A 24,611-nucleotide genomic window follows, 5' to 3' on the forward strand; every position below is an offset into this window, starting at 1 on the left:
ACTCGCTACTGTTGTTACCTCGTCAATTTTATGGGGCTACTTTACCTTGCTTTGGCCTGTATCCTTTGGAGAAAACTTGTATAGCAAGGTGTATGCCGGACATTCTCTTAACTGAAATTCATAATTTTCCAGAATGATGAACTGACTTGTAGATATTTTTTCAAACATTCCACAATTCAACAGAATACAAGAAGATTAAAAAAATCCTATCAAAAAGCCACTACTCGCAGACTTTTTCCCATGTTACTAGCGGTAAATAAACAACTTTATCTGCTAGTAAAGCATGCAATATGGGAGAGTCTTATGCGGGAACTAAGCCTTTCTGAACATGAAATTATAAGACTTTTATCAGAAGGAAACTGTCCTAAAAGATATAGCAGATATATTACATATATCGAGTGGAACAGTACGGTGGCATCTTGCTAATTTAAGAAAGCTATATAATGTACACAGTACACGAGAGCTTTTAATTTTATTCATAATACAAGAAAAACATGAACAAGCATATTTAAAAATATCTGACAGATCAAAGGAAGTTATAGATCTTTTTATGAATGGAAAAACTTATGCACAAATTGCAAGTCATCTTGGCATTAGCGTAAGTGGTGTACGAAGACACATTGAAAAATGTCTTATACAAAATAATTGCAAATCAACAATAGAGCTTATTTCAAAATACAGGTCACAGTGTAAGGTCTAACTTCGGATGTACGAATAATCAGTCGATGTTTTCTCCTGGAGAAATTATGCCTTATGCAGTAGATACAATTCTCACCTTGAAAGAAGTAGCCCAAGCTCTTCGCCTTGACCCCAGAACGGTAAAAGAAGTAGCCTTTGCCTTAGGCGGCAGGCGCATTGGATACCGCTGGAGGTTTCGATGGGGCACGGTGTTGGAGTATTTCAGCAATGCCGACGTTGAGACCGGACAAAGGAAATTGTTGGATGGCGAGAGTCATCGTGAACGGCAGGCAGATAGCCTGCAAAATGTTCCCGGCAGGGAAAAAGCATGGCCCGGAATGGCGGGCCGCAAAAGAATGGGAGGAAGAGCAAAAAAAGCTCGCACGGGAAGGGATGACGATCCCCACGGCATTAGAACTGCTTATGGCGTGGGGAGATAGTTACCTTACCCATGTTCAGCGAACCATGAGCCGACAGACCTATGTGGAAAAGAAGCTGGTGACGAAGGACTTTTTCGCCTACTGCGGCAAAAAGGGCATCCATGACATCGCGGAAATCACTTCGGCAAGAGCCTATGAGTTTCTTTCCAGAATCAAGGATGAGCGCGGGGCGAACGTCGCCAACAAGTACCGCAAGAATCTGCTGGCTGCATGGAACTGGGGTTCCGACTTCTTTGAGGGATTCCCACAGGTGGCACCACCATTTCTGAAGGTGAAGCCATTTCCCGTAAAGCACGGCGAGCGCTATGTTCCACCGGAAAGTGATGTCATCAAGGTGTTTCAGCAGGCGGAAGGGCAGGATCTGGTCATGCTGCTAACCCTGTACTTCACGGGAGGACGCAGAAGCGAAATTTTCCGGCTGACGTGGAGCGATGTGGACCTTCAGAAGGAAAAAATCAGACTGACCGACAACAAGTCGGGGAATGGAACGGGTGCGCTGGCTCCGAATGCACCCGGAACTGGTCAAGGCGCTCAAGTGGTGGCGGGATGCCCGCCCCTGCAAGGTGGACAATGTGTTCATGCAGCTTCAGAACGACACGTTTCTGGGGCAGCCGTTCACCCAGCGCATTCACTTCATGGAGCGTCTCTGCCGGAAGGCCCATGTGAAGCCCTTCGGTTTTCATGCCATCCGGCATAAGAGTGCAGCCATCACGTTCGTGAGTTCAGGTCTGAATGCCGCCCAGGTTCTCATGGGACATTATCGGGCGACCACCACGGACCGATATACGAAGAGCGCGGGGCTGTACACGGACCAGAGCGAAATTCTTTCGGCTCTGGGAGGCAGCGGCATCGGGCAGGTAGTGGAAGACCTGCTTAAAACAAAAATTCCTCAAGAGAAGGTCTCCTGAGGAAAAATTGTAACCCAATTTTTGTAACCCAAAAACTGAGCTGCTGTAGCCTATTGAAATTTTTGGCGTCCCCAAGGGGATTTGAACCCCTGTCGACGGCGTGAAAGGCCGCTGTCCTGGGCCGGCTAGACGATGGGGACGTGCCGTGTTGGTGTTATTTATCGGAAAGGCTCGGTATCGTCAAGCGTTTTTTCCTCTTCCACGCGTTTTTTTCTGACCTTGCCACGCCGTTCAAACTCTTCCCAGGTCAGCGGATCACGGCGCTGCCACGCGCCTTCATCGAACATGAGTCTCTCGACGGCAGCCGTGGCCTTTTCCAGCCCTGTGCCAGTAAGAGCGGAAACGGGAATGGCATCCGGCCGGTCGAGAAGAAGGGACACTCTGTCGCTTACAGGTACGGCATCCCATTTGTTCAGAAGCGTGATGCGCGGCACACTCTGCAGCTCCATTTCCGCAAGGATGCGCTCCACGGACTCCATCTGCTGATCACGCTCGGGATGCGAAGCGTCAACAACATGAATAAGCAGATCGGCGGCCTCCAGCTCTTCCAGCGTAGCGCGAAAGGCCTCGGTAAGCTCCCTGGGCAGAGAGCGGATGAATCCCACCGTGTCGGCCAGCACGAGTTCCCGTTCCTTGGGGAAGCGCAGACGGCGGGTGGTGGGATCCAGAGTGGCGAACAGCTTGTTTTCGGCAAGAACGTCGGCCCGGGTGAGCGCGTTGAGCAGCGTGGACTTGCCGGCGTTGGTGTAGCCCACAAGCGCCGCCAGCGGCAGCCCCTGACGCGCACGGCGCGCCCGCGTATGGAATCGTTGCCGCCTGAGTTCCTCAAGATCCTTACGAATGCGCGTGATGCGTTCGCGGATGCGGCGGCGCTCCAGCTCCAGCTTGGTCTCGCCCCGCCCCTTGTTGCCGAAAATGCCGCCTGCAAGACGATCCAGAGAACGATGACGTCCGGCAAGACGCGGAAGAGAATACTGCAGCTGTGCCATTTCCACCTGCAGCTTGCCCGCCTTCGTGACGGCATGACGGGCGAAAATGTCGAGAATGAGCTGCGTCCTGTCCATGACGCGGCGTTCCGTCAGCTCGGAAAGGCTGTTGAGCTGCGCCGGACTCAGCTCCCCGTCGAAAATAACGAGAGATGCCTGCCCCTGAAGGGCAAGCACTTCAAGCTCTGCCAGCTTGGTACGTCCGAGGATATGCCGCGGATGAATGGCGGCCACGCGCTGAATCATGGTGCCGGTCACCTTCACGCCGGCGGTACGGGCGAGCTCGGCAAGCTCGGCAAGATGCCGTTCCTGCACGACGCGGGGTGCGAGCGACACGGAAACCAGCACGGCCCTCTCGCCCTCGTCCTTCTCGCCAGTGCTCACGGCATCGTCGACGACGCGGCCGAACTCCTCCTCCAGCGTTTCCGCCTGCTGCGTGAAGTCGGTGTCCACACGATCCCACGGCAGCATGTCACCCACCTGATATTCCGAATCCTCCTGCCCCGGTGCGGGCGGCATGAGATGCGCGCTCTGGAACATTCCGGGCTGCCCCCAGTCGTCCACAGTGAGCACGCTCACGGAATCAAGGCGCAGGAAAAGAAGGTCCATGAGGTCTTCACGGGAAAGGCCTTCAGGGACAAGATGCGTATGCAGAAGACGCAGACCGCGCAAACGCCCCGCGCCCGTACGCACATGAGGAAGTTCGGGGATGAGAATGGAGGACGCGTCCCCGACGATGACCATGTTCACCCGGCCCTGCCTGTCCAGCGCAAGACCTATCTGACGAGACAGAAGTCGGGACAGCGCCGCGAGCTCTCTCGCCTGCTCGGAGCTGTAGCCCCCCTGCGGCGGGTAGCGGCGCTGTCCCAGCCTGTTGAGAGCCTTGAGCTCACTGGGCTTGAGACCGGCGGTATTGCCTTCAACCCGGGCGGCTATTGTACGCCTCCGGCCATCCAGGTGGCGATCATGTCGTCATAATTGGAGGTGGTGCGGAAGGTTGCGGCTGCCATGCGACGACGGAATTCGAGGCTCACGCCGCCCTTCTCAATCTCTTCCATGGCTTCGGCGTAGTAGGAAGGATCGGAGAGCACAAGAATGCTGTTGAAGTTCTTGGAGGATGCACGCAGCAGGCAGGGGCCGCCGATGTCGATTTCCTCCACCATGGCGGCTGGATCAAGATGCTTTTCCAGCGCGGACTTGAAGTCGTACAGGTTCACGACCACGAGATCAAAGGGCTTGATGTCGAATTCCTCAAGCGTCTTCATGTGTTCCGGCACGTCCTTGTTGGCGAGAATGCCGCCATGGATGCGCGGATTCAGCGTCTTCACGCGACCGTTCAGAATTTCGGGAAATCCGGTGACTTCGCTCACGGCAGTCACGGGAAGGCCCTGTTCCTTCAAAAATTTCATGGTGCCGCCGGTGGAAACCAGCTCGACGCCCTTCTTATGGAGAAATGCGGCGAATTCCGCGAGTCCGTCCTTATGCGTCACGCTCAGAAGAGCGCGTCTGATGGGAAGAAAATCCATCGTAACCCCCTTGGTGAAGTCTTGTTATAGTGCCAAAGCTGCAGGCAAATGGCAAGGGCAGTACAGGCCTGCCCTCCCGCTTCCGCATTCCCTCTGCCCCTGCTTCGAAGGCAGAGCAATGGCGTTACCGTACAGCGGTCATATACTGCACAAGTTCAGACTTCCCCCAAAAAGGCGATGCCTCGCCTTTTTGGATCCGGGCAAAGGGCCCGCCATGACAAGTCCGCATTCGTCCTGACTCAAAACATGCCGGAGCCTCCGTCAGCAGAGAACCGGAAAAGTCTCCGCTTGACACAAGCGCCCTCCCCTTGGGAAAAAACGGTGTCCTTTCCGGGAACTTCATGCCAAGGAGAACTACCATGCCGGAGTCCTTTGCCGATCTTTTTCTGAAGGCCATGCGCTATGAGCACTGGCTGCGTTTCTACTTTCTGGAGGATGCCGGAGAACCGGACGACGCCCCCATGCAGTCCTCGCCGGAACGGGAACTGACCGTGGAGTCTCTGGACGCTCTTCTCATCGTACCCGCCGAAACTGCCGCCCGTTCCCGAGACGAAGAGCCGGAACTTGCCGAAATGCTCGACGTTCTGCAGGGGCAGACCGTCTCCATGGAACGCTCAAGAGACGTCATCTTCAACTGGCTCGGAGAAAAAACGGGCATCCGCCCCGGATCCGTCGAATTTGAAAAACAGTTGAATGCGCTGGCCTCGAATCAGAACTTTCGTCGAACCCTCGACTTCTTCCACGGATGGGTGCAGGAACTGGCCAACAACGAGCTCGATCTCAAGGGCAACGCGCTGCCTCCCGGCGCGCCCCGGGACGAAACCATTCCCACCTTTGGAGAATGGAACCGGGCCTTTCTGTTCTGGTTCAGCCTGCAAAAGCCCTTTGACATCGAAAATGCGCCCCACTGACAGGAACAGCACGTGCGGACGACCGACGGTGTAAGACCGCCTTTCTTCACGGATCATACTGCCGTGTCAGGAAAACGGCGTCTGCTGCGCAGAACAACGTCGGCACACGGCAGCCTTGCACGAACAACGTGCCAGAGATTTTCAGAACTTGTCACGGCGATTCTGGACATTGCCCGGAAAGTGATTAATCTTGCTGCGAAAACAGTTGAAGAAAACGCGAAGGGCTCATGTCGAAGCCGACTTCGCATATCAGGAGTATAACCATGTGGGAATATACCGAGACTGTCCGTGACCACTTCCTGCATCCCCGCAACGCGGGCGTGCTCGAAGACGCCAACGTCATCGGCGAGGCGGGAAGCCTGGCCTGTGGCGATGCTCTCAAGCTTATGCTGAAGGTCAACGATCAAGGCATCATTGAAGACGCCAAATTTCAGACCTTCGGCTGCGCCAGCGCCATTGCCTCCAGCTCCGCTCTTACCGAGCTCATCAAGGGCAAGCATATGGACGAGGCCGCCAAGCTGACGAACAAGGAAATCGCCGACTATCTCGGCGGTCTTCCCAAGGAAAAGATGCACTGTTCCGTCATGGGCGAAGAGGCTCTGGAAGATGCCATTCGCCACTGGAAAGGACTTCCCTCCAAGTCCCAGGCGGAAGAAGGTCGTCTGGTGTGCAAGTGCTTCGGCGTGACCGATCTTCAGATCATCAAGGTCGCCAGGGAAAACAACCTCACCACCGTTGAGGAAGTGACCGACTTCATCAAGGCCGGCGGCGCCTGCGGCAGCTGCAAGGACGACATCCAGTCCATTCTCGACAAGCTGCACGCCATGGAAAAGCCTCTTCAGGAAATCCGTCCCGTTCCCCGCATGACCAACGTTCAGCGCATGCAGAAGGTCATGACCATCATCAATGAAGACATCGCGCCCCGTCTCGCTCTCGACGGCGGAACCATCGAACTCGTCGACGTGGACGGAGCCAATGTCATCGTGGCTCTGCGCGGTGCCTGTTCCGGTTGCAGCGCCAGCCAGCTGACGCTGAAGAATCTGGTGGAAAAGACTCTGCGCGAGCAGGTGGATCCCGCCATTAATGTTGTGGAGGCATGACATGGCCGACGTTACTGATGTGATCTATCTTGACAACAACGCCACCACGAGGGTTGCGCCCGAAGTGGTGGAAGCCATGATGCCCGCCTTCGGCCCGCTTTACGGCAACGCTTCCAGCATGCATACCTTCGGCGGACAGATGGGTCACTACATCCAGAAGGCCCGTGCACAGGTAGCCGGCATTCTCAACGCCGACCCGGAAGAAATCATTTTCACCTCCTGCGGATCCGAGTCCGACAACTCCGCCTGGTACTCCGCCACGGAAACCCAGCCGGAAAAGCGGCACGTCATCACCACCAAGGTGGAACACTCCGCCGTTCTTGCCTACGGTCATTATCTTGAGGACAAGGGCTACGAAGTGACCTGGCTCGGCGTGGACGACAAGGGCCGCCTCAATCTTGAAGAGCTTGATCGCGCCATTCGTCCCGATACGGCGCTCGTGTCCATGATGTACACCAACAACGAAACCGGCACCATCTTCCCCATCGAGGACGTGGCCAGAATCGTGAAGGCTCACGGCGTGCAGCTTCATGTGGACGCCGTGCAGGCCGTGGGCAAGGAAGTCATCGACCTCAAGAAACTGCCCATCGACTATCTGGCCCTTTCCGGCCATAAGCTCCATGCTCCCAAGGGTATCGGTGCGCTGTACGTGCGGCGCGGCACGCGCTTCCGTCCCTATCTCAAGGGAGGTCATCAGGAACGCGGCCGTCGCGCCGGTACGGAAAACGTGCCGTACATCCTCGGTCTCGGCAAGGCCTGCGAACTCGCCGCTGACAACATGAACAAGGAACGCACGCAGGTTTCCGCCCTGCGCGACCGTCTGCAGGCAGGTCTGCTTGCCACCATTCCTCACTGCAAGGTCAACGGCGATCAGGAGCACCGTCTGCCCAACACGCTGAACATCTCCTTTGAAGGCGTGGAAGGCGAGGCTCTTCTGCTCCAGCTCGATCAGTACGGCATCTGCGCCAGCTCCGGTTCCGCCTGCACCTCCGGCAGTCTCGAACCTTCCCACGTGCTGCGCGCCATGGGCGTTCCGTTCAACTATGCCCACGGCTCCGTGCGCTTCAGCCTGAGCCGCTACAACACGCAGGAAGAAATCGACCGCGTCATTGAAGTGATGCCCGACATCGTGAGCAATCTGCGCGCCATTTCTCCCTTTGCAAGCTTTCTGAAGAAGTAGTCGCAGCCCGCAAGGGCCGCGCATCATGAAAAAAAGGCCGTTCTTGAAAGAACGGCCTTTTTTTCATGATGCATTCCCCAAAACGCCATTGCGCCGCAGCCTCTTGCACGCTCCTGCAAAAGCCCGCCACGCCAAGCAAAACGTCTTCGGGCAAAACTCAACGCAGCGCCATGAGCAGCGGCACAATGACAGGCACAAGCAGCGTAAGACACATGCCGGAAAACAGCGCCAGTATGGCGCAGCGCTCCCCGCTCACCTGCGCAATGACAGGCAGACAGGTGTCCATGGCGGCCGCGCCGCCCGCAAGCACGGGACCGAGGCGACCCGTAATGCGTACGATGAGCGGAGGAAGCAGCAGCGCCAGAGCCTCATGGATCATGTTGGAAAGAAGCGCCACGGAGCCGAGCGCAGGATCCCCCAGACTTGTGATGATGACCGTGGACAGGCTGTAGTAGCCAAATCCCGCACCCACGGCCAGAGCTTCCGGAAGCGAAAGCGTGGAAAACCAGGAAAGCACGAGCCAGGCCAGCGCACTGCCGCAGAGCGTCCCTACCACCACGCCGAGCGGAATGAGGAGAATACGGTATCGAAGCTCCCGAATGATGCCGAGAGCCTTCAGATCGAAGCCCACGGTCATGCCTGCAAGCACGAGAAGAAGATAAAGTACCCATACCGCAGCCTCGCCCGCGAAACTTCCCACAGGCAGAACGCGCAGCATGCCGATGAGCACGCCGGACACAAAAAAGGCCAGGGCCACAAAGGAGCCCCGACTTCCGCTCCGCTGTCCCGCAGCCGCACCGCCCTTCCCAGGCGCATATTCCGTAAAGACGTATTGCCCGAGAAGTCCTGCCGCCACAAAACAGCCCATCACGGAAAAGGAACTGATAAGTACGGCGTACAGTCCGAGACTTTTGAGCTGTCCGAGCAGCGCGTCGTCAAGGCCGAGCGCCAGCCCGAGCAGAAAGAGCATGATGCGTACGGTCCAGGTAAGAGCCTCGTTCACCCGTGTCACTATGACGGCGTTGCGGCGCAACCCCCATCCTGCGGGAATTCCACCCGCAATAAGTCCCATTTCCAGAAGCATTCCAGCCCTCGACGATATGTTGTCGGAACTCTCCGACCTCTAGTTATGCGGATATTCCCGCCTGTTGCCTGAAAAAGGAACGACGCCGAGCTGCGCGCCGATGCCGACGCCTGCAAAAAACTGCGCCCATGATGAAGCGCAACGTCATTCACCGAAAGCAAAAGTCCGCCGCAATACATCGACGAACAGGACTTTTCCCCGCAAAAAACCTGGTTTTCCGTGCATTCTCAAGGGAGCTGACGGCTGCATCGAGCGGCCGCCATGCCGCTCACGGTGCGGCTACTTCTCGCGGATGCGGCGATATCGCATCCAGACCACGCCTCCCTCAAGACGCTGAACATCTTCAAGTTGAAACTGTCTCATCACGCCGCTGTCAAACAGACTCCTGTCTCCGTCTGCGGCTGTGACGGGCATGACGACAAGACTCAGTTCATCGACGAGATCCGCACGAAGAAACGCCCCGTTGAGCACGCTTCCCCCTTCCAGAAGGAGCCTGCGTATTCCGAATATTTCCCGCAACTTGCGCAACGCAAGCGCCATGTCCAGGTCGTCCTTGCCTGCAAACACGCAGGACACGCCCCTGTCATGAAGATAGGCCAGGCAGGGCTGAGGAGCACTCTCGCACAGAACTTCCACGACGTGCGCGCCGTTGTAGCCCGGATCTTCGTCCTCTATGTGCGAAGACTTCCACCCCAGACTTCCGTGACGGTCGAAGGACACGGCAAAGAAGGAGGCGTTTTCGTCGGCTACATGATCCATGGGGGGTATGACTATCCCGGCAAAGCGGGACAGATCGGGATGCCAGCCCGACGTAAAGCTTTCTTCCATGGTAACGCGTCCACAGGCAAAGGCGCTCGCGCCGTATTCTTTATGGATGCGGTAATACGCCTTCGTCGCCGCTTCGCACTGCGGCAGACGCAGAAAATCACCCGTCACCATGCCGTCCAGAGAGACGGACATATGGCAGACGACATAAGGCCTGTCCTGAAGTTTCGTATTGTCCATCATAGGATTCCTCCACGGTATCCCCGGAAGCTCAACGCCGGGGGAAAGGATTGCCCATGGAAAAAATCCCCTGTACGGCCATGGTGCAACATTGTTCCGACGAAACAGGCGTTCCGCCGACGAGGCGTCATTCTACCGGAAAGAACAAAAAAGGCCAGAGGAGGAACGACATGAAAAAAGGCTCCCCCGACAAAGGGGAGCCTTCACGATGTCGAGTCGGGACAGGCTTAGAAGCGGTAGCCCAGCGTCACGCCGAAGTTGTGGGCGTAGCTGTTGTGAGCCTTGCCCTCATAGGTGGCAATGATGGGCGTGGTGCCCTGCACGCTGCTTCTGTTGCTGTAATTGATGTCGCGCACGTCGATATACATGTAGGCAAGATCGAGCGTCCAGTTCTCATACTTGAAGCCCGCGCCGAGTGTATAATAGTTGCGACCGTTGGAAGGCACGAGATAGTCGTAGCAGTTGGTGTCCTGGAGGGGGGAAGTCTCGTAGGTGAAGCCCGCGCGAAGGGTCAGCCAGTCGAGGGGGGCGTATTCCACGCCGAAGGTAAAGGCCCAGGTGTCGCGCCAGTTCTTCTGCTCGAAGAACTGCGGCGTGACGGGACTGTGCATGTTGATGGTCAGGTTGCGGTAGCGGCTCCACACGGTATAGGCCACGTCGCCTTCAAAGCTCAGGTTGGACAAGGGCTTATACATGACGCCGAGGGTGATGACGTCGGGGATGGAAAGCTTGCCGTCGGCATTGCAGGTCTGCATGACGGGCTTCATCATGCCGTTCACGACCATGGGATCACCGGAGAAGCGGAAACGGGTCTGCCCCTTGAAGGTCATGTCCTCGCTGGCACGGTAGGTCAGACCGGCGCTCCACTGATCGTTGAAGCGGGCGTGCAGACCGAAGTTGTAGCCGAAGGCATAGCCGTTTTCAGAATGAATGCGCGCATCGGCCTGACCTGCACCGAGCCCCATGTAGCCGCCCATGTTCAGATTATACTGCTCGTTCAGGCTGAGATATCCCCAGGTGTAGCTCACGCCCGCGCTCACGGAGAACACGTCGTTGATCTTGTAGGCGATGTTGGGATTGATGGTGCTTGAGAGCAGCGTGACGGACTTTATGCCGCCGGCAAGCATGGGCATGGAGGCGGGAGTATTGGCGGAACGGGCCGTCCAGTTGTCCGGGAACTGAGAGCCGAGACCGTAGCGGGTGAAGGCACCTATGCCGAACCACCAGTTGTCGTTAAGCTGATGCGTCACGTAAAAATGAGGAATGGGCCACACCTGATTGGAGGTAGACACCGTTCTGCCGGTATCAGCGCGGCTGATGTCGAAGTTCAGGGCAGAAACGGCAATACCCAGCTGCGTAGCCGTGCCGGGAACCTGCGTGATTCCGGCGGGGTTGTAGGCTATGGCCGAAGGATCGTCGGCACGGGCCACCATACCGCCGCCGGCGCCGCCGCCGAGAGCCATGCCTCGGGCACTCCATTCGGTAATGGCAAAGCCTTCGGCGTTCGCAAGAGAAACGGAACCCGCCACAAGCCCGAAGGAAAGCAGGGCAGCGGCGACAATTCTGGCCTGACTGCGCGCGGCACAAGAGACCCGGCGCATCACTCTGAGAGATACGTTCATAAAGTCCTCGGATGGGATGAAATGGGATGTTCCGGCTTTTTGCCGGAAAAGAGCATCATTTTCCCCGCAAAGGACGCAAAAGGCCCTCCGCAACCGGCCTCTCTTCCGGTATCGGAAAATAATACGTCGACTTATGGGTATACTGCTTTGTAAAAAAAATAAACCGTTATTTTATGGTAGATTGATCGTTATTTTATCAAAAAGCTGATAGAATATATTTTCGACGTTTTCCTCCCTCTTACCCAAAATTCCCGCAACTTCCTGAATAGCTGATCTTTTTTCCCGAAGTTTCCAACGAATGCTTCCCCCTCAAAAAAATGCGCGTCAGGTTCATCGAAAGCCGACGACAAGGGACGCGCATAAAAATTTTTTAACAGCGAGGCGACACCCTGCACACCTCGCCGGCCAGGATCAGACAGATCGAATCCAGATGAAGCTTCCCTGCCGCCCGTCCTCGCTGCCCTTCTGTCTGAAATGCCTGTAGGAGAAAAACAGGTGAGCGTTGTCGAAGGTACAGAGGTCGATGCCGAGAATGCGGCCAGGCTCAAGTCCTGCGGTTTCGAGCTGATGTCGGGCCAGCATCCACAAATCCATGGTATGGCGCTCCCTGTCGTACCACGGCAGAAAGTCCGATCCCCACTCATTGACGAAGTTCACGAATTCCGAGGCTGCCGGCCCGAGACTCGGACCGCGCACGGCCCAGAGCTCACGAGGCTCAAGACCGTAGTGTTCGCAGAATTCCTCCACGGCAACGCGCGGATACTCCTGTCGGTTGCCACGCCATCCGGAATGCACGGCCATGACATAACGGCCGGATTCGTGGGCTATCAGAATGGGCTGACAGTCCGCCGTCTTGATCATGAGCGCCATGTTCGGACGGGACGTAGCCATGCCGTCGGCCTGCTCCAAAGGAGTGTCCCCGGGATTCTGCGCCTCAGGTTCAAAAATCGTGCGCACGCCGTGCACCTGATGCACCTCGGCAAATGCCTGCACGCCGAGCAGCGCAGGAAGCGCCGCGCGTCTTGCCGCAGAAACGCTCATCTCCCCGCGGGAAAGGGAAACGCTGCCGAAAGCGCGCATGGAAAACGCGCATCCTACACCGGGAACGCCCGGAAACTGAAAGGGAAGCATGGTCAGAGACAAAGAAGCTCCTCCTCTGTATATATGGCCGCAACCGGTCTGTCCCACGTATCGTGGGGCAGCCGATCCAGCAGCAGGTCATGAAAGGCCAGCCCGACGCTTGCACAGCGGGCGACGGAAAGCATTCTGTCGTAGTAGCCTCCGCCGTATCCCAGCCTGTAGCCTTCCCGGTCGAAAGCCAGTGCCGGCACGACGATGAGCGTTTTTTCGCCTCCCGCCAGTTCCTCCGGAGAAAGCAGTCGAGAGTCGGCATTCAATGCCGGCTCGGGAATGCCGAAGTCCGACACTTCCAGCGCCTCCGGTCCGGAGCAGGCAATCATGTCCATGTTTCCGGGCTCCGCCTTGCGACAGCGCGGGAGAAACACCGTCTTGCCCTCGCTCCAGGCATGGCGAAGCAGAAGAGACGTGTCCGCCTCGCCCTTTACGGAAACATAAAGCGCCACCGCGAGGCTTTTCCGCCAGGCCGGGCTTGCAAGAAGTCTCTCCTGCATACGGCAGGAGCGTTCTGCGCCAGCCGCCCCGGAAGAAAGTTCCCCGCGTCTTTTTCTCAAAAAGGCACGAAGTTCCTTCTTGTTCATGTCGGCAATGTCCATAGCCTCTCCCTTCCGCTCTCTCAGAGAAGAGCGCAACATATTAATATGCCAGATAAAATCATGCCCGCAACGTCACACCGGGGATTTTCATAGATTTGCCCGCCTCTCCCCCTTTGTCAAACGAAAAAAAATAGTCTATATTGCCCTGCAGCAGAAACGTTCTGCGGATATTTTCATCCGCTCCAGCGGAAAAGGATTTTCCCTACAATGCCAAGCCCCGTTCCGGAATCAGCTCCGTACATTCCGAGCTGCGGCTCTTTGTCGACGCGCCTTGCGCGCTTTGCCGACTCTGCGGACGCTGAAGACCGGACAGAATCCGGGCGTCTCTGGATCGTGCTCGGCGACATCCACGGTTGCATCCGCCGTGTCAGGGATATACCGGAACTGGAACAGGCGGCCGGGGTCATCATTACCGGCGATCTGACCACGCTGGGAGGCGTCGCCGCTGCCCGCACGGTGATTGAGGCATTTCAGTCCGTCAATCCCGTCATTCTTGCCCAGATAGGCAACATGGATCGGGCCGAAGTCAACGACTGGCTCGAGGAGCGCGGCATCAACCTGCATCGCAGCGTGCGGGAGCTGGGCCCGGAACTCGCCCTTCTCGGGGTGGGAGGCTCCACGTTCAGTCCCTTTGGAACGCCATCGGAGTTCCCAGAGGCACGTTTTTCGGAATGGCTGGAGGATCTGGCCCGCCGTGCCGGCAGTTATCGCGACCTGGTACTGGCAGCCCACAATCCTCCGTACAATACTGTTTGTGACCGTATCGACGGCGGCCGCCATGTCGGTTCCACCGCCATACGGGATTTCATAGAGGAATATCAGCCCGCCGTCTGCCTTTGCGGGCACATCCACGAATCAGCAGGAATACAGCGCGTAGGACGCACCATTGTCGCCAATCCCGGCGCCTTTTCAGCCGGAGGCTATGCCCTGCTCACGCTGGCACGCTCAGGCATAAAAGTCGCCCTGCGACGGCTGGAAAGCTGATGTCGTATCACCATTTTTGAGGATCCCATGAGTCAGAATCCCGTTCTTAACGAAGAGAACACCGAAGAAATCAAGACCACAAAACCCCGCCGCACAAGAAAAAACGCCGCCACGGACACGCCTGCCGAAGAAAAGAAAACCGTCCGGCGCACCCGCAAGAAGGCCGACTCTCAGGATACTGTCGCTGAGGAAGAAGCAGAATCGAAGAAACCCCGCCGACGCACAACGAAAAAAACGGTCGAGGCGGCGACTGAGGCCGGAGAAAACGAAACTGCCGCGCAGCAGGACACGCAGCGCAAAACGCGCACGCGCCGGACGCCCCGGAAGAACGCCTCTGAAGAAACACAGGCAAACGACAGGGACAGCTCCCAGAACGATGCCGAGAAGGAAAACATCATCCATCTCGGCTCCGCCCTGGTGCTCGACGACATGCTGCCCCCCTCTTCCGTGACGAGCGATTCCGCCGGTTCCGAAGACATCGACGCTCCGAAACGGGCTCGTCGCACCAGAAAACGCGCGGTCAAGCCCGAAGAAAACGACACTGCCGAAAACGCTCAGGAACGCCCTGCCGAAGAAGGCAGCAAGAACTCTCCTGTTGCCGCGGGGAAAAAGCGCCGCACACGCCGCACTTCCCAAAAGAACGTGACGGAAGAGACGGCGACTGCCGGAGAAAAGACCGAAACGAACGCCGGGGAAGAAAACGTCATCCATCTCGGCTCCGCCCTGGTGCTCGACGACATGCTGCCCCCCTCTTCCGTAACTGCGGAAGAAATGGAGAGCTCGCAGCCTCTGTCCCTGGACGATGCTTCGGACATCCCCGAAAAAAAACATAATGAACGCCGCTCCGCATCCGACATCGAGCGTACGCTGCCCGTTGCCCCCACCGGGCCGGAACAGGCTTCGGATGACGACAACATCGGCAACCGGAACAACGCTGCAGAAGAATCCTCAGACAGACAGAACGAGCAGGTCTGGTTCGACGACGGCATCGTGACCAACATTCTGCCCTATCCCGGTGAATTTCCCGAAGACGGCCGTCCGCATTCCCGGTCCCGCAGAAACCGCAGAAACCGGGACGCACAGCCTGTGTCCAACGCATCTCCCTACCTGTCCGGCTCCTATCCTCAGGGATTCTATGATCAGCCTCAGGCCATGGTGTCCGACTCTCCCTTCGGCAATCGCAAGAACCGCAACAACCGCAAGAACCGCCGCAATACGCAGCCCGTTCCCGTCATTCCGGAAGACTTCGACTTCAACGCCGCCATGCTCAACGACAGCGTGCTCGGCGTAGCACTCGGTCGCCGCGAGGAAGAGTTCATTCCCGAAGATGACGGTCCGCAGCCTGCGCTGCCCGGTCAGCCCGTGGCGCTTCCCCTCTCTTCCGGCGAAATGGCCGAGGAGGATCTTGCCGCGCTCGACGCCGCCGTCAACGGCAACCGCATCGATCTGCCCGCGCCGTCCTCTCAGAAAGAAGGTCGTCAGAACCGCAAAAACAAAAAGCAGAAGGAAGAACGTGCGCCCTCCGTCCGCAATGAAAAGAAGACCGAGAAGGCCGAAGTCGAAGAAGCCGCGCATCCTCGCCGCGTTCTCTATGTGAGCGTCGTTCCCGACGAGCAGGTGGAAGTCGTCATTACCGAAGACGGACAGGTGACCGAATACTTTGTGGAAATGGCCCATCAGGTCAAAATCCGGGGCAATATCTACAAGGGCGTCATCAACAACATCGACACCAACCTTCAGGCAGCCTTCGTCAACTTCGGCAACGGCAAGAACGGCTTCCTGCAGATCGACGAAGTGCATCCCGAGTATTATCTTGTGCCGCATGACGCCTCGCACGGCCCCAAGTATCCCCCCATTCAAAAGGTGCTGAAGGTGGGACAGGAAGTTCTGGTGCAGGTGGTCAAAGAGCCCTCCGGTTCCAAGGGGGCCTTCCTCACCACCTGGATCTCCATTGCCGGACGCTTTCTCGTGCTCACGCCCGGACAGGAGCAGATCGGTGTTTCCCGAAAGGTGGAAGATCCGGAAGAGCGTGCACGTCTCAAGGACCTGCTGAACGGCATTCAGCCCGGCGAAAACATGGGCGTCATCATCCGCACGGCCAGCGAAGGGGCCAGCAAGGCCAGCATTCAGCAGGATCTGCAGTATCTGAAAAAGCTCTGGAAGGATATCCAGAAAAAGGCTCCTACGGAAAAATCGCCTTCCCTCATCTATCAGGAAGCCGACCTCGCCACCCGTTCCGTCCGTGATTACCTCTCCGAGGACATCGTGGAGATATGGACGGACGACGAAGCCACCAAGGCCCGCGTGGAAGACATAGCCAGACTCATCTTCCCCGACAGAGCCGGTGAGATCGTCAAGCTGCACAAGGACCAGCGCCAGAGCCTCTGGGAAAGATTCAACCTGCTCAAGCAGCTGGAAACCGTGACAAGTCGCGAAGTGGTGCTTCCTTCCGGCGGCCGCCTCGTCTTCGACCAGACGGAAGCGCTCATGGCCATCGACATCAACTCCGGCAAGACGCAGGGCAAAACCAACTTTGAGGCCATGGTCTTCCGTACCAACATGGAAGCCGCGGAAGCCATAGCCAGGCATCTTCGGCTTCGCGACATCGGCGGACAGGTCGTCATCGACTTCATCGAAATGCGCGACAAGAACCATTGCCGCGAAGTCGAGCGCACCCTGAGAAACGCCATGCGCAAGGACCGCGCCCGTCATGATGTGGGCCACATGAGCGCCTTCGGGCTGCTGGAGCTCGTGCGTCAGCGTACCGGAACCTCGGCCATTTCCATTTCCTGCGAGCCCTGCCCCTACTGTCACGGTACGGGAGTTCGACGCAACATGGAATGGCAGTCCCTGCAGGCGCTGCGCGATCTTCAGAGCAAGCTCTGCCGCAGTCTCGACAACGGCAAAAACAGGAAGAACGACAAGTCTTCCGAACCTTCCACCTTCATCTACGAAAGCGATACGGAGCTCGCCCTGTACCTGCTCAACCGCAAACGCGACCGCATAGCCGCGCTTGAGGAAAAATACGGGGTACACATAGAAATCCGGCTGAAGTAACATGAAGGCCCCGTCTCCAGCGAGACGGGGCCTTTCTTTCAGGATGCTCCATGCTGAAAAAACTGCTTATCGTCGTCACGCTCGTCCTCTGCTGTCTCTATGTCTATCAAAAACAGCAGAAGGAAATTCCCATGTCCCCCTCCGCCTCCCGCGAGGTAAATGACGCACCGCTGAGGAATCTGGAAGGAAAGCTCCCTTCCGTCATTTTTGAAAAAGAAATACAGCCCGTCATCGAACGCAACAGACGCGTGGGGCTCACGTCAGAAGAACTCGACGAACTTTTCGACAAACTGGAAACCATAGGACGCGCTCTCGGAGACCAAGCGACCGAGGCCGTCAATCAGGCAGGACACGCCATTGCGCCCGATCTTTTTCCGAGAAAAACGCTGATGGAACGCTCGGCAGACGCGGCGCAGTCACTGGCCCATGCCGCAAAAGAAGGGGCCATTGCCAGTCTGCCCGTGCTTAAAGAAGTGGCGGCGGACATTCTGCGTGCGCTGGCCTCGGCTCTTTCCTTTCTGCTCGACAAGGCTGCGGATCTGCTGAAGCAGGCATGACAGCCCCTTCCCGGCGTCGTCCCGAAAAGTTTCTCCTGACGAGAAGACGCCTGTACGCCCTCAAAAAACGCCTTTACCAAAAAAAAGCGGAGCTTATCCAAAAGGCTCCGCTCTTTTCATGTCTGGCAGCAACCACAGACAGGAAATGACAAGGCAGCCCCTGGCAATCCGCACGTTCCAGCCTTTCCCACAGGCTCCCGGGGCAGCTTCATCAAAAAAACCTTGCGGCAGATGCGCTCCGCCGTTCCGAAATTTTCATTCCCGGCGCTGTGTGCCGCCCAGATGTCTCAAAAAAACAAGAGCGGTCAGATAACCGCTCTCCTCTGCGACAGCACAGGCGCTCTGTGCCCATGACGGACAAAATATTCTTTCCCGCAAAACGCAGGACTTGAGGACCTTCTCTTCCGTCGGAACGTAGAGGGGGGGACTTCCGTGCTGACGCACCTCAAAGCGCCTGAGCTCCTGCGCGATGCCAAAGTTCCATCATCATCTGTTCCTCTGTTCCTCAAGGAAGGCCGGCTTCTTCCGAAGCCGGCCTTCCCATGAGAGGAATGATGAAAAGAATGCATGGGGCCGCTGCCCTACTTCGCCGCCGCTTCACGAGCCATGGCGCGCTTTTCCCAGAGCTTCATGTCCTTCATCTTCTGACGACGGGCGCGCTGCAGTTCCTTGCAGGTGAGAGGCGTGCCTTTCTTGAATCCCCATTTCGCACGATAGGAGGCGGCATCAAGCCCATGGAGGATAAGATGTTTCTTGGTAATGACCTTGAACGTCTTGCCGCATTCAAGGCAGACAATGCTCTTTTCCTTGATGGAACGCTTGGGATCAATGGCAGGAGCCTCGGCAGCAGGGCAGGCTTCCTCGGTTTCTTCACAGCAATCCAGCTTCTTCAGCTTGCTGGACAGAGAGGAAATCATTTCCGCCATTTCATCTTCGGACATGACACGGACGGAAGCCTGTGCCTTGACCAGTTCTATGGCATGTTTGAGATAATCTTCCATAGGGACCTCCTTGTAAGAAAATAATATATCAGATGTAAACACAATTCAGAATTCTGTCAAATGCATGAAAGAAAAAAGAACACTAAAAAAAATAAAAGACCAAACACACATTTTATCCTAGTGCCGCAATGAAATTCGACCACGCGTAACCTAGTCTCGCCGAGTCTTGTCCAGAAAAACAAACAGGAAAAGAAAACGCCATGACGATTTCAGATAAGCGGCTCTTCCGACAGAAATATTCTCTCATGCAATGGAGTGCTACGCATGCCCTGCCCGGCATATCCATCACCTTTGTTCCGACAATCAATGCTCGCCATTCTGGCTGCACGGTAAAGAAATATGTAATGCTCAAGAACTATATTCAATGTTAAAATGTCATCGAAATACCAGAACGACTCCGGCGCAGAAGACATCCTTTCGACCATATGCCTCAGACATTGCCCGGAACATTGACGCCCTATGTGACGCCTGCCCCGGCGACAGATTGCAGATTTCATCGTCCTGCACTTCATAAGGAGTAAAAGACCGGTTGCATTTCATCGGCATCAAGCCTCTCAGCATTCCGTTTCCGCGCTGTTTCACTCGTACCCGACTCCTTCATTGCAAGCTTTGCAAACAATGCGGAAAACGCCTTTCAAGCGGCATAACGGGCATTACTCATATAAAACGTGTTCCCTCTCAAGCATCTCAAGACTGCCCGACATACACAGAGCACAGGGCAAATCCGTAAGGAAAGCATGCCCCGACCCCAGCGAGCACCGGCAAAACGCCGGGAAATCCGATTGTCCTCTGTGGACGCATGGAGTTCTGCAAAAGCATCTTACACCGTGTGGGGCAGCGTCTCCCATACTTCAACGAAAACAAAAAATTCTGTGTCTGCACCCGCCACAGAGCTTTTTCCAGAAAGCACGCTTCTTCTGGTCGCTTTTTTCTCAAAAAAAAGGAAGGCTCACGCCTTCCCTTCGAGATAGCACGTGTTCCCGCCTTCAACGACGGTCGGGAAGCGGATAACGACCGCAGGTAAACTTTTCTCCTTCCGGACAGTATCCGAGCCTCTCACACCGCGCCCCCGCATGGCGGAAGACTTCCGGCAGAACTTCCCGGCACAATCCGAGCATGGTGCGCGCCACGCCGCGTATTTCCCACTGTGCCCGGGTGCAGCAGCGGTGTTCAAAGAAATTGAGCAGCGTACGGCAGTTCATGGTAACCACAATGCTGGATGCTGCGGCCTGCGGGAGCACAAAACGGGCGTCTTCACAGGAAGAGGCACCACGACCGTCTTCTTCCAATATTTCCTTGAGGTCCCGGTACGCGCTGCCCACTTCTTCCATGAAGCTCAGAAAACGGGCCTTTGCCCTGGCATTGGCGGCAATGGCTGGCGGCATGACGTAGTTCATGTCGGAAGCGTCCACATAGCGCTGACTTTGCTGCGAATAGCTTGCAATGCGATGTCTGACGAGCTGATGCGTAAGCGCGCGCGACACGCCGGAAACGGCAAAGGTAAAGCTTACGTGTTCAATGGGGCTGGCGTGTCCTGAGGCCATGATGCCTTCCACAAAGGCGGCCTGCTTTTCGCGCGTGATGTCGCCGGCAAGGAGACGCGGCCACATATCCGCCACGTCTCCGGCGTGATAGCACTGACGAAAGGCGGCATAAATGAGGGAAAGCGGCTCCGGCGTATGAGCCAGAAGCTCCACGCGGGCTTTGACTTCGGACATGTTCTCCTCCTGTCCGCCGGACACGGCGAACGACGCGTACCTGAAAAGGCACACGGTACATCATGATGTTCATGGACAGCGACGACGAGTTCAGGAAGCCTAGATAAGACTGCCCTGCATGGTTCCGCCGTACAGGCGATTGAGATGCTTGTACGCCTTGGGTGTGGCCACCCGACCGCGAGGCGTACGGTTCAGGAATCCGCACTGAATGAGATACGGCTCATAAATGTCCTCTATGGTGCGAATTTCCTCGGAGCAGGCCACGGCCAGCGTTTTCACGCCCACGGGACCGCCGTTGAAATGATCAATGAGCACGGTCAGAATCTTGCGGTCCATCTCGTCCAGGCCAGCCTCATCCACATCAAGACGCTCAAGCGCCGCTCTCGCCTGCGTTCCGTCCACAACGCCCTTGCCATACACAGCCGCAAAGTCGCGCACACGACGAAGCAGACGGTTGGCAATACGGGGCGTTCCGCGGGAACGACGTCCTATTTCGAGAGCTCCTTCTTCCGTGACCTGCACGCCGAGAATGCGCGCCGAACGCTGCACCACACGGGAAAGTTCTTCCGGAGAGTAGAATTCCAGACGGCTGATGATGCCGAACCTGTCGCGAAGCGGCGAAGACAGAAGACCGAGCCTTGTCGTGGCCCCCACCAGAGTGAACGGCTCAATGTCTAGCTTCACGGTGCGTGCGGCCGGGCCCTGACCTATGATGAGATCCAGCGTGAAGTCTTCCATGGCCGGATACAGCACTTCTTCCACGCTGATGGGCATACGATGGATTTCATCCACAAAAAGAATGTCGTGCCGGGAAAGATTCGTCAGAATGGCGGCCAGGTCGCCGCTACGCTCCAGCACCGGGCCGGAGGTGGTGACAAGGTTGACGCCGAGTTCAGCGGCCATGATGCGGGCAAGCGTAGTCTTGCCAAGACCGGGATTGCCGTAGAAAAGCACATGATCCATGGACTGGCCGCGCTCCTTCGCCGCGTTCAGATACACGCGGAGATTGGCGCGCAGCTCCTCCTGACCTATGAAGTCTTCCAGACGCTGCGGACGGATATTTTCATCGGCGCAATCCTGCACCATGCTCTTGGGTACGAATTCAGCCATTTATTTTTTTCCTCTGGCCAGCGCCTTCAGCGCGGCGCGCAGGGCTTCGCCCACGTCAAGTTCAGGTTCGTTCTCCAGAACTTTTCTGAGCACCTGTCCGGCCGTGTCTTCATCATAGCCCAGATTGGCAAGCCCCGTAAGCGCGTCACGATAAACGGAAGGTCTTCCAGCCACGGCGGCGACCAGAGAAACGGAAGATTCGCCCTTGAGCTTGTACTTGAGTTCCAGAAAAATCTGTTGCGCCGTCTTCTTGCCGATGCCGGAAACCTGCGTAAGGGCTGCAGCATCATCCTCGGCCACAATGCGGCGCAGATCGTCAGGACGGAAGCGGGAAAGAATGGCCAGCGCCGTGCGTGCGCCGACACGGTTGATGCCGGTCAGCAGGTTGAAGGTCTGACGCTCGTCCCAGGAAGGAAAACCGAACAGCTCCTGCGCGTCCTCCCGCACGATGAAGCTCGTGTAAAAAGAAGCCGTGCCGCCCTGTGCCGGAAGCTGAGCCAGCGCGTGCTCCGGCAGAAAAATCTCGTAGCCTGTGCCGCCGACCGTCACCAGCACGCAGCTGTTCTCGGTGCGCTCCAGCACCCGCCCTTCCATATAGGCAAGCATACAACCTCCCGTTGCCTTTCCGAAATCGCGCTCCCCTTGCCGCATGAACGCGCAGAAGCCGCGTATTCTGCACAGGAGAAGCAGAAGTCAGGATTTTCCCGGACTTCTGACCTTCATATTGTCTGCAAGGCCGCCGGACTTTTCTGTTTACGTCTGGTAACAACGCGAAATATCTAGTGTTTATATAAAAAGATAGCGTACGTTATTATAGGCGAAAACGCAAGACAGGTCTTTTTGCCTCTGTTTTATCCTTCATGCCAGAGGCAAAGAAAATGAAAAGGGACTGAACACGCCCTGCGAAAATTTTCTGATATTTTGTCTCGTTCAACAACTTCCTCTGTTCCGAAGGAAAGAAGGCAACGCCGTAAAACGAAAAAAGTCTCCATCCTCTGCGTCAGACAAAACATATCTGACTAAAGAAAATATCCGGCGAAAACATAAAGGACAGAGCCCTCTTTGACGATTCTTACCATGACTATTTCCTGTCTCCCCAGAAGGTCGACGTTACGCTTCGTCCGTCCGAAACTCTTCTCTTTGAAGAAGAGCTCCGCCCCCACATTCTGCACGGTGCACAATCTCATAAAAACAAAACATTACAGCGGACAAGAAATAAATAACAGGTGAGGGCATCGCGGCACGCGATGCATCGCAAAACAAGCTAAAATCGGCACATCAAAAATTTTTTCGAAAAAAAATTCAATAGTCTTCCAGGTGAATCCATGCAGGCTTTGCGTTCCCCATGAAACAAGTCTCTTCTTTTATGATAGGATCATGGCAAATCTCTCCAACGAGGAGCCTTTATGTCCATGACCTGCAAATGCCAGCCAGTATCCGACTATCGCACGAAAACCACCTTCGCCCTTCCTGCATCCGACTATGAAAGACTTGAACTCTTGTCTCAGTATCTGTCGATGAGCATACGAAGCATTCTCGACGAAATCGCACACCATGCCGACGCGCATTTCAATCTGAACAAGGCACATATCATCCTTCTGCCGAATGACCCCTGCTCGAGAAAAAGCTACGGCATAAGCATGAAATCCAAACAGATCTTTGAAAACCTCGCGGAACGCTTCGACTGTACAAGAAATCAGGTGCTGCATGCAGCTCTGAAAGATTATTGCCGCCATATGGAAAAAACGCTGCAGGAACTGACGGCCCTGCGTCTGGAAAGCGCCCGAAAACTCATGGAAATGCGAGACAAAATGCTGGAAATCTATGAGCAGCCGGAATATGAGGCGGCAAGAAAAAATCTTCTTCCCCTAGAAGATCCAGAATTCGCCAAATGCAACGAATTTCTTGGATCCATAGAAAAACTGTACGAATTCGACCTTGTACTTCAAGAATTCATAAAAAAACAGCACGCCGCTTTAAATCTGTCGAGCTCCCGGTAAAGCCATGTTCATTCTCACTACGCTTGACGAAAACTATCCGCAGATATGGGAAAAAACAGGAACGGCAACCTTCAGCTCCTACTATGAAGGCAACATCGTTCCCCATATGCAGACGCTGCTGCATAAAAACTCAGTCTATGCCGCAGGTATTTATCGCCCGAGCCGCAAGATGCCGCAGGAATACGCCCCGTCTCTCCTGCAGATAACAGGAGCACGCCGCATTCGCCCCTCACAGCCGTATGGCCATGATCTGGCCATTGATTTCATCTTTATAGGAAAAATGCCGGTTGCGGCCAACAGACTGTTGAACAGTTTCAAGCCAGGCAGTCTTCCTCTCATCGTTGAAGTGGAGGATCTCCTGTTTCTGCGACGGCTTCTGCAAAGTCTGTCCTCATGTAACACGCGATAAATCATCCTCCTCACTTTCAACAAAAAACAAGGAATGCACTCATGCTGACACCGGAACGCACACGTCAGTTCACATATCTTCTCACGACCATTCTGCACATTGCCGGGAAAAATATTTCAAGCCATGATGCAGGCATCGTTGCCTTTTTGCATACGGCTGAAACGTTCGGCATCGAGGAGCCTACCGTGCGCGACATGGTAACGCGATCCTGCAACGTCCAGGGAGTCGCCACATTCTATGATGCGGTTGCAAAGCTCTATGAAGGGGACAAACTGACGTTTGAAACTCTCTATTTCAACCACATCCCTCAGGAATGCCGGAGAGAACTGGACGGCGTGTGCAGGCGTTTTGCCGACGCGCCGAGACCAGCTTCATCCAGCTCCCCTTCCATGGCCTTTTTTCTGAAACTCTTTGAACGCACCCGAGAACCTGCCAAAAAACGCATGCTGCTCAGCCTGCTTGAAAAGGATTTATCTTCCTCGCTTTCGACCAAAACCTCGAGACAGAAAAATTAAATATAAAAAAGGCCGCGTGACGATGCGGCCCTTAAACGACGAAAGGCTCCTCAAAAGGAGCCTCTCTAAAGATAACCTTGGCATCGG

Annotated in this window: 23 protein-coding genes and 1 tRNA gene; 12 read left to right on the top strand and 12 right to left on the bottom strand. The window is 55.9% G+C overall.

The window, feature by feature from the left end:
* Window positions 1–373: 373 nt before the first annotated feature.
* The 3 genes from Q0J81_RS12315 (at window position 374) to Q0J81_RS12325 (ending at window position 2,026) form a co-directional block, all read left to right on the top strand.
* Window positions 374–700 (top strand): LuxR C-terminal-related transcriptional regulator, encoded by a 327-nt coding sequence (locus Q0J81_RS12315; protein WP_366937519.1) that lies wholly within the window; start codon window positions 374–376, stop codon window positions 698–700.
* Window positions 701–746: 46 nt separating this feature from the next.
* Window positions 747–1,118, top strand: coding sequence for a hypothetical protein (locus Q0J81_RS12320; RefSeq protein WP_366937518.1), 372 nt, complete (start codon window positions 747–749; stop codon window positions 1,116–1,118).
* Window positions 1,119–1,624: 506 nt separating this feature from the next.
* Window positions 1,625–2,026, top strand: coding sequence for a tyrosine-type recombinase/integrase (locus Q0J81_RS12325; RefSeq protein WP_366937520.1), 402 nt, complete (start codon window positions 1,625–1,627; stop codon window positions 2,024–2,026).
* 63 nt (window positions 2,027–2,089) lie between these two features.
* Here Q0J81_RS12325 and Q0J81_RS05940 read toward each other — a convergent pair.
* The 3 genes from Q0J81_RS05940 to Q0J81_RS05950 form a co-directional block, all read right to left on the bottom strand.
* Window positions 2,090–2,166 (bottom strand) — tRNA-Glu (locus tag Q0J81_RS05940).
* Between the two features lie 18 nt (window positions 2,167–2,184).
* Entirely contained in the window at window positions 2,185–3,756 is a 1,572-nt protein-coding gene (gene hflX, locus Q0J81_RS05945; protein WP_294446556.1) for a GTPase HflX, read from the bottom strand.
* A gap of 188 nt (window positions 3,757–3,944) precedes the next feature.
* Entirely contained in the window at window positions 3,945–4,538 is a 594-nt protein-coding gene (locus Q0J81_RS05950; protein WP_294446559.1) for an IMP cyclohydrolase, read from the bottom strand.
* 359 nt (window positions 4,539–4,897) lie between these two features.
* On the opposite strand from Q0J81_RS05950, the gene Q0J81_RS05955 reads away from it, so the two are divergent.
* From Q0J81_RS05955 to nifS, 3 genes are all read left to right on the top strand, one after another.
* A complete protein-coding gene (locus tag Q0J81_RS05955) occupies window positions 4,898–5,449 on the top strand; it encodes a hypothetical protein (RefSeq protein WP_294446560.1) in 552 nt (183 codons plus the stop codon).
* Window positions 5,450–5,712: 263 nt separating this feature from the next.
* Window positions 5,713–6,549: a Fe-S cluster assembly protein NifU gene (nifU, locus tag Q0J81_RS05960; protein WP_294446562.1), complete on the top strand. Its 837-nt coding sequence runs from the start codon at window positions 5,713–5,715 to the stop codon at window positions 6,547–6,549.
* A gap of 1 nt (window position 6,550) precedes the next feature.
* A complete protein-coding gene (gene nifS / locus Q0J81_RS05965) occupies window positions 6,551–7,729 on the top strand; it encodes a cysteine desulfurase NifS (RefSeq protein WP_294446563.1) in 1,179 nt (392 codons plus the stop codon).
* Window positions 7,730–7,886: 157 nt separating this feature from the next.
* Here the strand turns inward: nifS and Q0J81_RS05970 are convergent, their stop codons facing one another.
* The 5 genes from Q0J81_RS05970 to Q0J81_RS05990 all read right to left on the bottom strand — a co-directional run bounded on the left by Q0J81_RS05970 (window position 7,887) and on the right by Q0J81_RS05990 (window position 13,173).
* A complete protein-coding gene (locus tag Q0J81_RS05970) occupies window positions 7,887–8,813 on the bottom strand; it encodes a lysine exporter LysO family protein (protein WP_294446565.1) in 927 nt (308 codons plus the stop codon).
* 279 nt (window positions 8,814–9,092) lie between these two features.
* Window positions 9,093–9,821: a dihydrofolate reductase family protein gene (locus Q0J81_RS05975; RefSeq protein WP_294446566.1), complete on the bottom strand. Its 729-nt coding sequence runs from the start codon at window positions 9,819–9,821 to the stop codon at window positions 9,093–9,095.
* A gap of 224 nt (window positions 9,822–10,045) precedes the next feature.
* Window positions 10,046–11,440 (bottom strand): outer membrane protein transport protein, encoded by a 1,395-nt coding sequence (locus Q0J81_RS05980; protein ID WP_294446567.1) that lies wholly within the window; start codon window positions 11,438–11,440, stop codon window positions 10,046–10,048.
* A gap of 411 nt (window positions 11,441–11,851) precedes the next feature.
* Window positions 11,852–12,583, bottom strand: a complete 732-nt coding sequence (locus tag Q0J81_RS05985) for a polyphenol oxidase family protein (RefSeq protein WP_294446568.1) — start codon at window positions 12,581–12,583, stop codon at window positions 11,852–11,854.
* Window positions 12,574–13,173 carry a 5-formyltetrahydrofolate cyclo-ligase gene (locus tag Q0J81_RS05990; RefSeq protein WP_294446569.1) on the bottom strand — a complete coding sequence of 200 codons (600 nt, stop codon included), beginning with the start codon at window positions 13,171–13,173 and terminating at the stop codon, window positions 12,574–12,576. The genes Q0J81_RS05985 and Q0J81_RS05990 overlap by 10 nt, the downstream gene beginning before the upstream one ends.
* Window positions 13,174–13,380: 207 nt before the next feature.
* On the opposite strand from Q0J81_RS05990, the gene Q0J81_RS05995 reads away from it, so the two are divergent.
* The 3 genes from Q0J81_RS05995 to Q0J81_RS06005 are packed head-to-tail and all read left to right on the top strand — an operon-like array spanning window position 13,381 to window position 17,771.
* Complete coding sequence (locus Q0J81_RS05995) at window positions 13,381–14,157, top strand: metallophosphoesterase (protein ID WP_294446570.1); 777 nt, start codon at window positions 13,381–13,383, stop codon at window positions 14,155–14,157.
* Between the two features lie 27 nt (window positions 14,158–14,184).
* Window positions 14,185–17,214: an Rne/Rng family ribonuclease gene (locus Q0J81_RS06000; protein WP_294446571.1), complete on the top strand. Its 3,030-nt coding sequence runs from the start codon at window positions 14,185–14,187 to the stop codon at window positions 17,212–17,214.
* Window positions 17,215–17,264: 50 nt separating this feature from the next.
* Window positions 17,265–17,771, top strand: coding sequence for a hypothetical protein (locus Q0J81_RS06005; RefSeq protein WP_294446572.1), 507 nt, complete (start codon window positions 17,265–17,267; stop codon window positions 17,769–17,771).
* Between the two features lie 581 nt (window positions 17,772–18,352).
* On the opposite strand, the gene Q0J81_RS06010 is transcribed toward Q0J81_RS06005, so the two are convergent.
* The 4 genes from Q0J81_RS06010 to ruvA form a co-directional block, all read right to left on the bottom strand.
* On the bottom strand, window positions 18,353–18,772 hold the full coding sequence (locus tag Q0J81_RS06010; RefSeq protein WP_294446573.1) for a MucR family transcriptional regulator: 420 nt from the start codon (window positions 18,770–18,772) through the stop codon (window positions 18,353–18,355).
* A 986-nt stretch (window positions 18,773–19,758) separates the two neighbouring features.
* A complete protein-coding gene (thyX, locus tag Q0J81_RS06015; protein WP_294446574.1) occupies window positions 19,759–20,490 on the bottom strand; it encodes an FAD-dependent thymidylate synthase in 732 nt (243 codons plus the stop codon).
* A 99-nt stretch (window positions 20,491–20,589) separates the two neighbouring features.
* Complete coding sequence (gene ruvB, locus Q0J81_RS06020; protein WP_294446579.1) at window positions 20,590–21,576, bottom strand: Holliday junction branch migration DNA helicase RuvB; 987 nt, start codon at window positions 21,574–21,576, stop codon at window positions 20,590–20,592.
* Between the two features lie 24 nt (window positions 21,577–21,600).
* Window positions 21,601–22,206 (bottom strand): Holliday junction branch migration protein RuvA, encoded by a 606-nt coding sequence (gene ruvA / locus Q0J81_RS06025; protein WP_294446575.1) that lies wholly within the window; start codon window positions 22,204–22,206, stop codon window positions 21,601–21,603.
* A gap of 800 nt (window positions 22,207–23,006) precedes the next feature.
* Between ruvA and Q0J81_RS06030 the strand changes: the two genes are divergently transcribed.
* The 3 genes from Q0J81_RS06030 to Q0J81_RS06040 are packed head-to-tail and all read left to right on the top strand — an operon-like array spanning window position 23,007 to window position 24,524.
* Entirely contained in the window at window positions 23,007–23,600 is a 594-nt protein-coding gene (locus Q0J81_RS06030) for a hypothetical protein (protein WP_294446576.1), read from the top strand.
* A 4-nt stretch (window positions 23,601–23,604) separates the two neighbouring features.
* Window positions 23,605–24,009 (top strand): hypothetical protein, encoded by a 405-nt coding sequence (locus Q0J81_RS06035; protein ID WP_294446577.1) that lies wholly within the window; start codon window positions 23,605–23,607, stop codon window positions 24,007–24,009.
* Between the two features lie 41 nt (window positions 24,010–24,050).
* On the top strand, window positions 24,051–24,524 hold the full coding sequence (locus tag Q0J81_RS06040; protein ID WP_294446578.1) for a hypothetical protein: 474 nt from the start codon (window positions 24,051–24,053) through the stop codon (window positions 24,522–24,524).
* The last annotated feature ends 87 nt before the right edge of the window (window positions 24,525–24,611 follow it).

Source organism: uncultured Mailhella sp., assembly GCF_944324575.1.
In the GTDB taxonomy this organism is placed as follows: domain Bacteria; phylum Desulfobacterota; class Desulfovibrionia; order Desulfovibrionales; family Desulfovibrionaceae; genus Mailhella.